This window comes from Streptomyces sp. NPDC055025, from assembly GCF_053608565.1.
This window is the reverse complement of the sequence record NZ_JBSGVS010000069.1, coordinates 35,978-47,894: the sequence shown is the minus strand read 5'-3', so window position 1 is coordinate 47,894 and position 11,917 is coordinate 35,978. Positions and strand designations below refer to the sequence as shown.

The 11,917-nt window shown below is 69.7% G+C and carries 12 protein-coding genes; 6 read left to right on the top strand and 6 right to left on the bottom strand.

All coding sequences use genetic code 11. The features are described from left to right. Positions 1-127 precede the first annotated feature (127 nt). The gene (locus tag ACWGDX_RS32525) at positions 128-811 is read left to right on the top strand and encodes a DUF1707 SHOCT-like domain-containing protein (RefSeq protein WP_453631409.1); all 684 of its coding nucleotides are present in this window, start codon (positions 128-130) and stop codon (positions 809-811) included. Between the two features lie 196 nt (positions 812-1,007). Next, positions 1,008-1,382, top strand: coding sequence for a WhiB family transcriptional regulator (locus ACWGDX_RS32520; RefSeq protein ID WP_066942704.1), 375 nt, complete (start codon positions 1,008-1,010; stop codon positions 1,380-1,382). A 234-nt stretch (positions 1,383-1,616) separates the two neighbouring features. On the opposite strand, the gene glpX is transcribed toward ACWGDX_RS32520, so the two are convergent. Continuing rightward, positions 1,617-2,648, bottom strand: coding sequence for a class II fructose-bisphosphatase (glpX, locus tag ACWGDX_RS32515; protein WP_363080027.1), 1,032 nt, complete (start codon positions 2,646-2,648; stop codon positions 1,617-1,619). A gap of 132 nt (positions 2,649-2,780) precedes the next feature. On the opposite strand from glpX, the gene ACWGDX_RS32510 reads away from it, so the two are divergent. Continuing rightward, positions 2,781-3,308: a DUF4245 domain-containing protein gene (locus tag ACWGDX_RS32510; protein WP_453631417.1), complete on the top strand. Its 528-nt coding sequence runs from the start codon at positions 2,781-2,783 to the stop codon at positions 3,306-3,308. A gap of 178 nt (positions 3,309-3,486) precedes the next feature. Here ACWGDX_RS32510 and ACWGDX_RS32505 read toward each other — a convergent pair whose 3' ends face one another. The 3 genes from ACWGDX_RS32505 to xseA all read right to left on the bottom strand — a co-directional run bounded on the left by ACWGDX_RS32505 (position 3,487) and on the right by xseA (position 5,870). Further along, positions 3,487-4,077, bottom strand: a complete 591-nt coding sequence (locus ACWGDX_RS32505) for a malonic semialdehyde reductase (RefSeq protein WP_453631407.1) — start codon at positions 4,075-4,077, stop codon at positions 3,487-3,489. A 125-nt stretch (positions 4,078-4,202) separates the two neighbouring features. Then, on the bottom strand, positions 4,203-4,442 hold the full coding sequence (locus ACWGDX_RS32500) for an exodeoxyribonuclease VII small subunit (RefSeq protein WP_363080030.1): 240 nt from the start codon (positions 4,440-4,442) through the stop codon (positions 4,203-4,205). Positions 4,443-4,661: 219 nt separating this feature from the next. Next, positions 4,662-5,870 (bottom strand): exodeoxyribonuclease VII large subunit, encoded by a 1,209-nt coding sequence (xseA, locus tag ACWGDX_RS32495; protein ID WP_453631405.1) that lies wholly within the window; start codon positions 5,868-5,870, stop codon positions 4,662-4,664. A 272-nt stretch (positions 5,871-6,142) separates the two neighbouring features. Between xseA and ACWGDX_RS32490 the strand changes: the two genes are divergently transcribed. Next, complete coding sequence (locus ACWGDX_RS32490; RefSeq protein WP_453631403.1) at positions 6,143-7,171, top strand: 4-hydroxy-3-methylbut-2-enyl diphosphate reductase; 1,029 nt, start codon at positions 6,143-6,145, stop codon at positions 7,169-7,171. A gap of 100 nt (positions 7,172-7,271) precedes the next feature. Further along, a complete protein-coding gene (ppgK, locus tag ACWGDX_RS32485; protein ID WP_363080034.1) occupies positions 7,272-8,009 on the top strand; it encodes a polyphosphate--glucose phosphotransferase in 738 nt (245 codons plus the stop codon). Between the two features lie 155 nt (positions 8,010-8,164). Here the strand turns inward: ppgK and ACWGDX_RS32480 are convergent, their stop codons facing one another. Next, positions 8,165-8,773 carry a DUF6542 domain-containing protein gene (locus tag ACWGDX_RS32480; protein ID WP_453631400.1) on the bottom strand — a complete coding sequence of 203 codons (609 nt, stop codon included), beginning with the start codon at positions 8,771-8,773 and terminating at the stop codon, positions 8,165-8,167. A 412-nt stretch (positions 8,774-9,185) separates the two neighbouring features. Here ACWGDX_RS32480 and ychF point away from each other — a divergent pair, with 412 nt between their 5' ends. After that, positions 9,186-10,274: a redox-regulated ATPase YchF gene (gene ychF, locus ACWGDX_RS32475; RefSeq protein ID WP_363080036.1), complete on the top strand. Its 1,089-nt coding sequence runs from the start codon at positions 9,186-9,188 to the stop codon at positions 10,272-10,274. 140 nt (positions 10,275-10,414) lie between these two features. Here ychF and ACWGDX_RS32470 read toward each other — a convergent pair whose 3' ends face one another. After that, entirely contained in the window at positions 10,415-11,842 is a 1,428-nt protein-coding gene (locus ACWGDX_RS32470) for a hypothetical protein (RefSeq protein WP_453631398.1), read from the bottom strand. Between the last annotated feature and the right edge of the window lie 75 nt (positions 11,843-11,917).

Here is an 11,917-nt window from a genome sequence, read left to right as displayed (position 1 = left end):
GCCTACGCTCCGCGTGGGCTCCCTCCTCCGCCTTGCGATCCACGGCACCAGACCCCGCTCCCTCATCCAGCCAGATCCAAACGAAAGACCCTAGTCGCGATCTATCGCGTTTCGCTACCCTGTGGTGGTGGACCTCGAAAAGCAACCCCAGAAGCCGGTCGCGCCGGTGGAGCCCGCCGGTATCCGGGCCTCCGACGCCGACCGGGACCGGATCGCGGACATCCTCCGGGAGGCCCTGGCGGAGGGCCGTCTGGACGCCGAGGAGCATGCCGAGCGGATCGACTCCGTCTACCGCGCCAAGACCGTGGGCGAACTGGCGCCGCTGATCCGGGACTTGCCCGCGGTCGGCGCGGACGGCAGGCCTGCCACCGCGGCCACATCCTCGTCCGCCGGATACGGATACGGCCCCGAGGACCCCTCGGCCCCGGCCGAGAATCTGATCGCGGTCTTCAGCAGTTCGACCCGCAAGGGCCGCTGGCGCATCGGCCGCAGGACCAATGCCTTCGCGCTCTTCGGCAATATCGAGATCGATCTGACCGAGGCGCTCTTCGGGCAGCGCACCACCGTGATCAACGCGACGTCCATTTTCGGCAATGTCGAGGTCCGCGTTCCCGAGAACATCTCGCTGCGCGGCAACGGCACGGGCGTCTTCGGCAATTTCGAAGTCCGCACGCTGGAGGCCGCCGACCCGGACGCACCGGCCGTCGTCGTGAACGGTTACTCGGTGTTCGGCAATGTCGAGGCCAAGCCGAAGCGCGGCAAGCTGGTCGCGGACCTCCGCGACAGGCTCCGTAAGCACCTCGGTCACTGAGCGGGAGCAGCGGTCCCGGTGCCTGTTCCTTTCCGGTTCTTTCCGGCCAAAGCCGCCCAGTCGTGATTGAGCGTCCACAATTCCGCACGGCGTTCCGAGCTCCGAACTCGGTGCCACTCAGTGCTTAGGAGCGCGCACAGCGGGTAGGGAAAGCTGCATCGTCTCTCGCTCGCGAAGCCGTCGTCAGGAGTAGACCGTGCTGCAACTGCCGCATCAGCCCCTGCAGGTCGCCGCCGTGCCCTCCCAGCGGAGTCCCGCTCGGGAGGATCAGGCCGGCCCCTGGCATTCGGAGGCGGTGTGCCGCCGGGACGAAGCCGCGTTGTTCTTCGCCCCCTCGAAGGAACCGACAGCCGCGAGGCTGGCGCGGGAGGAGGCCGCGAAGCGGGTCTGTGCCCGCTGTCCGGTCATGGTGGACTGCCGGGAGCACGCGCTGCTCCAGCCCGAACCGTACGGAGTATGGGGCGGGTTGACGGCGGCCGAGCGCCGGGTGGTGCTCGCGCGCCGCAGGCGGCGCGAGGTGGAGCTGAGAAAGGCCGCGGCGGCGGGCGAGCGGATCGCCGCGGCGGGCTGACCCGCCGGCCGTCGCCGGCCGGCCGTCCACCACCGGCCGTCAGTAGTCGGCCCGGGGTTCGGACGCGGTTCACGGATACGGGCGGATCACGGATACGGAAGGGGCGCCCCGCCGCACAACGGGGCGCCCTCTCCCTGTCCGCGTCGCCCGTGTCCCCGCGCGAACCACGCGGGTCCACGCGGTCCACGAGGGGTCCATACACAGGCCGACGCTCTCACCGGCCGGTCTGTCCGGCTATCGGGCGCGGTCGAAGTCGATCGTGCTGTAGGCCCGGAGCTTCGACAGCCGGTGGGTGGAGTCGATCTGCCGGATCGTGCCGGATTTGGAGCGCATGACCAGCGACTGGGTCGTCGCCGTCTCCGAGCGGTAGCGCACCCCGCGCAGCAGTTCGCCGTCGGTGATGCCGGTGGCGACGAAGAACACATTGTCGCCGCTGACCAGATCGTCGGTGGACAGGACGCGGTCCAGATCGTGCCCCGCGTCGATCGCGCGCTGCCGCTCCGCCTCGTCCTTGGGCCAGAGCTTGCCCTGGATGACACCGCCGAGGCACTTTATGGCGCACGCCGAGATGATGCCCTCGGGTGTACCGCCCACGCCCATCAGCAGATCGACGCCGGTGCCGTCGCGCGCGGCCATGATCGAACCAGCGACATCGCCGTCCGAGATGAACTTGATCCGGGCGCCCGTCTCCCGGATCTCCTTGACGATCCCGTCATGTCGGGGACGGTCGAGGACGACCACCGTGACGTCCTCCGGCGAGGAGCGCTTGGCCTTGGCGACCCGGCGGATATTGACGGCGACGGGCGCGTTGATGTCCACGAAGTCGGCGGCCTCGGGCCCGGTCACCAGCTTGTCCATGTAGAAGACCGCGGACGGGTCGAACATGGCGCCGCGGTCGGCGGCGGCCAGTACGGCGATGGCGTTGGGCATGCCCTTGGCGTTCAGGGTGGTGCCGTCGATGGGGTCCACCGCGATGTCGACCTCGGCGCCGGTGCCGTCGCCGACGTGCTCGCCGTTGTAGAGCATCGGGGCTTCGTCCTTCTCGCCCTCGCCGATGACGACCACACCGTTCATCGACACCGTGGAGACGAGCGTGCGCATGGCGTTCACGGCGGCGCCGTCCGCGCCGTTCTTGTCGCCGCGCCCGACCCAGCGGCCCGCCGCCATGGCGGCGGCCTCCGTGACCCGGACCAGCTCCAGGGCGAGGTTGCGGTCGGGTGCCTCGGGAGCCACCTCAAGTGGGGGCGGCAGGTGATGCTCGGTCATCGGAACGCACCTTTCTGTACGGCGACGGCCGGATAAGAGGGTGATACGACTCTATCCGCAGCTCGACAGTTTGAGCAGAGGGGCCCACGGATGAGCGCGAAGCCCTGATGCGACGATGGTGGGGTGGCAGGTATGCGAGGCAGACAGACGGTGCGGGACATGTTCCTGTCGATGGCGGCCATCGGGGTCGTCGTCGCGGGGATCTATGTGTTCATTCCGCACGACGACACCGCGGTTCCGGTCAAGGCGGTCGACTACCGGGTCGAGCTGCTGACCGCGCGCCGCGCCGCGCCCTATCCGGTCCTGGCGCCGACGGGCCTGACGGAGGAGTGGAAGCCGACCTCGGTCTCGTACCGGACCGAGGACGCCGACGCGTGGCACCTGGGCTATCTGGCCCCGGACGGCGAGTACGTCGCCGTCGAGCAGTCCACGGCACCCGCGCGGACGTACGTTCCCGAGGTGAGCCAGGAGGCGGCCGACACCGGCAGGACCCAGCAGGTGGCGGGCGAGCCCTGGCGGCGGTGGGAAGGGCCCAAGTACGACGCCCTGGTCCGTACGGACGGGAACGCGACGACGGTGGTGACGGGCACGGCCTCGTACGAACGGCTGGCGGAGATGGCCGCCGCTCTGAAGCCCGGATCCGGGACGCCCCAGCCCTGACGCCCGCCCTGTCCGTACGTGTTCGCACCTGTTCGTACTCGTTCGTACGCATTCGTACGCTCTGAACGACGAAGGCCGCCGTCCTCGCGGGACGGCGGCCTTTCGCCGACTGGCGGCCCGGGAGTCCGGGGAGCGGGGGTCCCGGGCGTCCGGACCTCCGCTACCCCTCCCGGGGGGCTCAGACGGTTGTGACGACGTCGTCGAAGTCGAGGCGCGGGTTGCGCGGGAACCACGCGTTCTCGCCCGGCTTGCCGATGTTGATGATCATTAGCGGCGTGTGGTCGTCGTCCAGGAACTCCTTCTGGACTCCGGCGAAGTCGAAGCCGGTCATGGGGCCCGCGGCGAGACCGGCGGCGCGGACGCCCGTGATGAAGTAGCCGGCCTGGAGGGCGGCGTTCATCGAGGCGTTCTGCTCACGGACCGACCGCTCGCTGAAGAAGGCGTCCTTGGCCTGCGGGAAGTGCGGAAGGAGCCGGGGGAGCTCCTCGTGGAACTCGTTGTCGGCGGCGAGGATCGCGACCAGGGGCGCGGTGACGGTCTTGTCCCGGTTGCCGTCGGACATCAGCGGCGCCAGGCGCGCACGGGCCTCGTCGGAACGCACCAGGACGATACGCAGCGGCGACTGGTTGAATGCGGTGGGGCCGAACTTGACCAGCTCGTAGATCGCCCGCACCTGCTCGTCGGTCACCGGCTCGTCGGTGAACGTGTTGGCGGTGCGCGCCTCGCGGAAGAGGAGATCCTGAGCTGCGGGGTCAAGGTGGAGGGACATCTGGAAAACCTTCCGAAGGCGTGGCGGATCGAGTAATCGCCTTCACGGTACAAGCGGTTGTGTGAAGCTTCAACTAAATCAACGTCTCAGTGACCTGCTTCACAGCCGGCGCCGTCCGGCCCCGGCTACTCCTCGTCCCGGTCCTCCTCCGTCCCGGCCTTCTCGTCGGCCAGGGAGGCGTCCAGCCGGGCCCGCGCGCCCTCCAGCCAGCGGCGGCAGACCTTCGCCAGTTCCTCGCCGCGCTCCCACAGGGCCAGCGAGTCCTCCAGGGACGTACCACCCGCCTCCAGCCGGCGTACGACCTCGATCAGCTCGTCCCGTGCCTGCTCGTATCCGAGCACGGCGGCTTCATCCGTCCTGGCCATCTCATCCACCCTGTGTACGCGCGCCCGCGCGCGATCCGACAACGACTCCGACAACGACTCCGACAGCGGTTCCGTCAACGATTCCGGGGCCCTCGCTCCGGTCCAAGCTCCGGTCCAGGTACTGATCCGCGTACTGGTCCACGCACCGGCTTGCGTACTGGTCCACGCGCCGGTCGGCGCTCCGGCTCACGACGTCCTCACGCCCGGCGTCCGACGCGCTCACTCCGCGACCCGTACCGTGAACTCGCCCTCCGCCACCCGGGCCCTCAGCTCCTCGGCCGCCGTGACCTCGCGCGGAGACCGTACGACCGTCCCGTCGGGCCGTTGCAGCACCGTGTATCCGCGCTCCAGCGTCGCCGCGGGTGACAGCGCGACCACGCGCGCCAGCGTGTGCGACAGCTCCGAGTCCGCGCGGTCCAGAAGATGTCTCAGCACCCGTGCGCTCCGGTCGGCCAGCGCGGCCACCTCCGCCGCGCGCTCGTCCACCATCCTGTGCGGGCGCTCCATCACGGGACGGGCCAGGGCATGGGCGAGCCCCCGCTCCTCGCGGTCGAGCAGCCCCCGTACCGTCCGCAGCGCCCGGTCGCGCAGCGCCTGCACCCGGTCCAGCTCCTCCCCGACATCCGGCACGGTCTTCTTCGCCGCGTCCGTCGGTGTCGAGGCCCGGACATCCGCCACGAGATCCAGCAGCGGCGCGTCCGGCTCGTGCCCGATCGCCGAGACGACGGGCGTACGGCACGCGGCCACCGCCCGTACCAACTGCTCGTCCGAGAACGGCAGCAGATCCTCCACGCTGCCGCCGCCGCGCGCCACGATGATCACATCCACCTCCGGCAGCGCGTCCAGTTCCTTCACCGCCTGGATGACCTGGGCCACCGCGTTCACCCCCTGCACCGCCGTATTGCGCACCTCGAAACGGACCGCGGGCCAGCGCCGCCGCGCGTTCTCCAGTACATCCCGCTCGGCCGCCGACGCCCGTCCGCAGACGAGTCCGATCAACTGCGGGAGAAAAGGCAGCGGTTTCTTGCGGTCGGCGGCGAACAGCCCTTCCGCGGCCAGGGATTTCTTCAACTGCTCCAGCCGCACGAGCAGTTCACCGATCCCGACCGGGCGTATCTCCGTGGCCCGCAGCGAGAGCTGCCCACGCGGCGCGTACCACTCCGGCTTGGCCTGGACCACGACCCGCGCGCCCTCGGAGACCACATCCGCGATCGCGTCGAACACCTGCCGGAAACACGTGACGCTCACCGAGATGTCGTACGAGGGGTCGCGCAGCGTCAGAAAGACGACCCCCGCACCGGGCCGGCGCGAGAGCTGGGTGATCTGCCCCTCGACCCAGACCGCGCCGAGGCGGTCGATCCACCCGCCGATGAGCCGGGACACCTCGCCGACCGGCAGCGGAGCGTCCGCGGACGTATGCAGAGCCATACCAAGGAGCGTATCCGCCGCCTACGACATCACTCCCCGAGCGGCCCGCCGTCGCGCCGTCGCGGCTCTGTGGCTCTGTGCTCCGAGGCTCTGTGGCCCGGTGCCGTCGTCCTCGTCGTCAGCGGTCACGTACTCCCGCGCGTACTCCGACTCACGTGCGCCCGCGCGTACTCGACTCATGTGCGTCCGGTCGCGTAAGCCCGTCCTGTACGCCCGGTGTCGGGCGGACGGGCGAAGTTCCGCCTCTTCTGAACGGCCTTACGATGGGACGCATGACTGCCACGTCCCGCCCGTCGCCCGCCACCGCCTCCAGTGCAGACGCCGTGCGCCGCGCCGGTAAACGCGTCCTGCTCGCCGCCCCCCGTGGTTACTGCGCGGGTGTCGACCGTGCCGTGATCGCCGTGGAGAAGGCGATCGAGCAGTACGGGGCGCCGATCTACGTCCGTCACGAGATCGTCCACAACAAGTACGTCGTCAAGACCCTGGAGAAGAAGGGGGCCATCTTCGTCGACGCGACGGCGGAGGTCCCCGAGGGGTCGATCGTCATGTTCTCGGCGCACGGCGTCTCGCCGGTGGTCCACGAGGAGGCGGCCGAGCGCCGGCTCGCCACCATCGACGCGACCTGTCCCCTGGTGACCAAGGTCCACAAGGAAGCCGTCCGGTTCGCCAACGAGGACTACGACATCCTGCTGATCGGCCATGACGGCCATGAAGAGGTCATCGGTACCTCGGGCGAGGCCCCGGATCACATCACGCTGGTCGACGGTCCCGGCGATGTCGCGAGCGTCGAGGTGCGCGACGAGTCGAAGGTCGTCTGGCTCTCCCAGACCACGCTCTCCGTGGACGAGACGATGGAGACGGTCGACGCGCTGAAGCAGAAGTTCCCGCAGCTCATCTCGCCGCCGAGCGACGACATCTGCTACGCCACGCAGAACCGCCAGATCGCGGTCAAGCAGATGGGCGCCGACGCGGATCTGGTGATCGTCGTCGGCTCCAAGAACTCCTCCAACTCGGTACGGCTGGTCGAGGTCGCCCTCGGCGCGGGCGCGGGCGCCTCCCATCTGGTGGACGGTGCCGACGAGATCGACGAGGCCTGGCTGGCGGGCGTCTCCACGGTCGGCCTCACCTCGGGCGCGTCCGTACCGGAGATCCTGGTCGAGGGTGTTCTGGAGTGGCTGTCGCAGCGCGGCTTCGAGGATGTCGAGGTCGTCAAGGCGGCGGAGGAGTCGATCACGTTCTCGCTCCCCAAGGAACTCCGCCGTGACCTGCGCGCGGAGGCGGCGGCCCTCGCGAAGAAGTAAGGGCGCGAAGAAGCAAGGGCACGGGGGAGATTCGTAAGGAGGCGCTCGCAAGCCGTTCCCCCGGAAGTCGCTGTCAGCGTCTGGCCGTAACGTTGTGTCCATGAACGTCTTCGGAGTGGACATCGGTGGCTCGGGCATCAAGGGCGCGCCCGTGGACCTGGAGCGCGGCGATCTCGTCGAGCCGCGGCACAAAGTACTCACCCCGCACCCGGCGACGCCGGAGAGCGTCGCCGACGGTGTGGTGGAGGTCGTGCGCCATTTCGGGTGGTCGGGCCCGGTCGGTATCACCTTTCCCGGGGTGGTCACCGGATCCGTGGTGCGCACCGCCGCCAATGTCGACAAAGCATGGATCGATATGGACGCGGGACAGTTCCTCGGCGACAAGCTGAATCTGCGGACCACGGTTCTGAACGACGCGGACGCGGCGGGCGTCGCGGAGATGTCCTTCGGCGCGGGGCGGGGCCGTAAGGGCGTGGTCTTCCTGCTGACCTTCGGCACGGGCATCGGCAGCGCGCTCTTCATCGACGGCAAGCTGGTGCCCAACACCGAGCTGGGCCATCTGGAGCTGCACGGCCACGAGGCGGAGAAGCGCGCGTCGTCCAAGGCCAAGGAGGACGCGGAGCTGAGCTGGCACCACTGGGCGCACCGGGTGCAGAAGTATCTGGAGCATCTGGAGATGCTGTTCTCGCCGGAGCTGTTCATCATCGGCGGCGGGGTGAGTCGTAAGTCCGAGAAGTTCCTGCCGCTGATCGAGGGGATCAGGGCCGAGATCATTCCGGCGGAGCTTCAGAACAACGCGGGAATCGTGGGGGCGGCGATGGTGGCGGCGGGACGGTAGGCGGCCGGACAGGACCGGCAGGCGGCTGGACAGGGCCGGCAGGCCGGTAGACGGTCGGACAGGGCCGACAGGGAGGTGCGCGGGCTGCACGGTCTCCGCGGGCCGCGCGGGGTTGTGGGTCGTCGGCGAGGCGCGGGGGTGTGGGCGGGGTGCGGCTAACCGCGTCGTACGGCCCGGTATGCGGTGGCTCCGTTGGGCGGTGTGGTCCGGGCCGGTCTGACCTTGGACCCGGCCCGGAGGGCGGCGGCGTCCCGGGCGCGCTGCCGGCGCCCCATCTGCCGCACCTTCCGTACGGACGCGATGAGCCCGGCGACGAGCGTGCCGCCGTACAGCCACCCCGCGTGCACGGCCAGCGTCGTGACCAGCGCCATGGTGTGGCCGGCGAAACCGCCGGAGCCGCCGGCGATGGGAAAGCTGCCGACCGCGAAGGCGATCGGCACGCTGATGGGAGCCGTCACCAGGTCGGCGGTGCGGACCCAGAGGGCCGTCACCGCACTGACCGGCAGGAACAGCGCCCCGTACACCAGGGGCGCGCTGTCGAGCAGCAGGCGGTCCAGAAAGGCGACGCAGAGCATCGTGGAGGCGGCGAAGAGTCCGGCGCCGAGCCCGGTGAACCGGGGATTGGGCAGTCTGCGCGGTTTCCGCAGCTTGCCCAGCCCGCCGAACTTCGCCAGCTTGCCGCCGGGTCCACGCGACGTGCCGGCCCTCGGTGGCCTGGCGGCCCGGCCCGGCGCGGCGGCCCTGCCCTGCCCCGCGGATTTCACCGGCTTGTCGGATTTTCGCGGATGGAGCGCGCCGGGCGGTGGCATCCGCCGCCGGGCGGCCGTCCCGGGGAGCCGGTACACGCCTGCGGATCCCGCTACGGCACCCTGCGGGGAGGGCGGGTCCTGCGGCCGCTGCCGGCGCCGGGGCTGACGTGTCCTGTGCTGCTCCACCGCTACAACGTAGGTGGCACCCGGTGAGGAATCAGGCGATGGACACGCCCTTTGGGTGACCTTGAGGTTGAGTTCGAGATCATGGGGCGCGTCGGGTGGCGTCCCGAACCCGTCATCGACCGCCGCGGCCCGCCCGTAAACTGGGGGATCGGCCCCCCGGGGCCGTAAGCGGGCCATCCACCGGACCTCGGCCCTGGGCCGGTCCTCCTCCAGCCAGTCCTCACTCCAGGAAGTCGCCAACGTGTCGCTCACGATCGGAATCGTCGGCCTGCCGAATGTCGGCAAGTCGACCCTGTTCAACGCCCTGACCAAGAACGACGTGCTGGCGGCCAACTACCCGTTCGCCACCATCGAGCCCAATGTCGGCGTGGTCGGTGTGCCGGACCCGCGGCTGAACAAGCTCGCGGAGATCTTCGGCTCCCAGCGGATCCTCCCCGCCACCGTCGACTTCGTCGATATCGCCGGTATCGTGCGCGGCGCCTCCGAGGGCGAGGGCCTGGGCAACAAGTTCCTGGCGAACATCCGTGAGTCGGACGCCATCTGCCAGGTCATCCGGGCCTTCAAGGACGAGAACGTCGTACATGTCGACGGCAAGGTCTCGCCCAAGGACGACATCGAGACGATCAACACCGAGCTGATCCTCGCCGACCTCCAGACGATCGAGAAGGTCCTCCCGCGTCTCCAGCGGGAGTCGCGGATCAAGAAGGAGGTGCTGGGCCAGGTCAAGGCGATCGAGGAGGCCCAGGCCATCCTGGAGACCGGTGAGACCCTCTTCTCCGCGGGCATCGTCCAGGGCACGGAGAAGGCGGAGCCGCTGCGCGAACTGCATCTGCTCACCACCAAGCCCTTCCTCTATGTCTTCAACGTCGACGAGGAGGAGCTGACGGACGACTCCTTCAAGGACGAACAGCGCGCCCTGGTCGCCCCCGCGGAGGCGATCTTCCTCAACGCCAAGCTGGAGTCCGACCTCGCGGAACTGGACGACGAGGAGGCCCTCGAACTCCTTCAGTCCGTAGGCCAGGAGGAACCGGGCCTCGCCACCCTGGCCCATGTCGGCTTCCGCACCCTGGGCCTCCAGACCTACCTCACGGCAGGCCCCAAGGAGTCCCGCGCCTGGACGATCAAGAAGGGCGCCACGGCCCCCGAAGCGGCCGGTGTGATCCACACCGACTTCCAGAAGGGCTTCATCAAGGCCGAGGTGATCTCCTTCGCCGACCTGGTGACCACCGGCTCAGTGGCCGACGCCCGCTCCGCCGGCAAGGCCCGCATGGAGGGCAAGGACTACGTGATGCAGGACGGCGACGTGGTCGAGTTCCGCTTCAACGTCTGATACGTCCGGCGAAAGGCTGTCTGACCTGTGGTGGAACGGGTTGGGCGGCCTTTGCGGTCCGCTTGGCCGTGACGGTCGCGTGCGGCGGGTCCACGTGTCGGAGTCTCGCACTTGGGTGAGGTCGGTCGGCGAACCACGCTTCAGGAGCAGTTCCACTCTTCGCCGGGCAGCGAGTGCCACAGGTCGAGCCAGTCGTGGAGTAGGAAGAGCGGTCGGGTCAGGACGACGTCGCCGGCCCGCTGGGACCGGATCGCCAGGCCGAGGTCGGCGAAGACCGGATCGGCGGCGGGGCTGTACGTCAGACTGCCGGGCCGCAGTGCCGTGCGGTGGACGAGCCAGTCCTCTACGTGGGACGGCGCGCAGCCGGTCAGCGGGGCCGCGTCGAGTCTCACCTGGGGGCCGGTGAGGGCGTTCACGGCGACGCACCCCAGGCGGCCGTCCTGGAAGAGGGCCCTGATCCCGCTCCCGGCGAAGTCGGCGTAGTTGAGCCGCTGGTCTTCGCCGTGAGGGGAGTAGGACGAAACGGCCGGTCGTTCGCCGAGGGCACTGGTGATCTCCTCCAAGGTCATCCCGAAGTGCAAGGGGCCGACTCCTGTATACGGAGTGAACGTCCACTCGGCGCGCTCCTCCTTCCTGGCGATCCGCCACGGGCCGCGGTACCCCGCCTCGCTTCCCGGGGCAGCCACGGGCGGCTCGGGTGCCGGCCCGTGCGGGGCCGCCTGTGTCGGCGCGGTCCGGTCCTCACGCCGGCGAACGAGTTGTTCCGGAGCCGCGGTGTCCTCGGGTTGCTCTTCCAGCCAGCGGATCGCCTGCTCCTGACCCTCCCCGAACGGGTTATCCGCCAGAGCGTGTGCCCGGTCCAGGGCCGCGCGGTGCTCGTCCTCCGCAGCGACGAGATCGGTGATGTCCTCGCCCCAGGCAGCCAGCCGTTCTCGGGCGATCCACCGGTAGTACGAGTCCACGCTCACGGCAAGGACCGCGCGAACGGCGGGCGCGTACCGGGGTACGGACGGGGCGAGGGAGGAGTCGGCCAGGACCAGGCTGGTGGCCGCGAGCGCGGCCTCCCTCACCAGTGGATCGTCGTTGTCGCAGAAATCCGCGATGCGGTCGTGGAGCATTGGCCGTGCCGCACGGGCGGCGGCCAGATCCTGCGCCGTGCCGACACCGTCCTCGACGTCCCGGCGGGCGATATCGGCGAACGAAGCCAGCCAGTTCAGCAGTTCGGCGCGGAGCGGCCGCCGACCGGCCCTGCGCTCCCACCGGGCTTCGGCGAGGGTGCGCGGATCGTCGAGAAGACGAGCGAGGACCAAGGCCGCCGGGGCGGTCGCCGCAAACACCCGCTCCTGATTGAGGAGCAGCCGGTACAGATCCGCCACCGCCCGCACCCGGCGGGCCGGGTCGACGGCGAGCACGGCGCCGAGGATGTCCGGTGTGTCGGGCACACCGTGCCGGCCCGTACAGAAGTGCGGCAGATCCTCCCAGGCGGTGCCGGCGAGCTCTGCCTGTGCTGTGGGTGGCAGGGAGCCGGAGGGAGCATCAGGAGGGCCTGGGCTTGTTTCGTTGATCACGGCCGCAGTGTTCCAGCCGACTCCGACATCAGCGGCGCCGATACCTGCCACAACCGCAGACGGTTCACGCCCCGA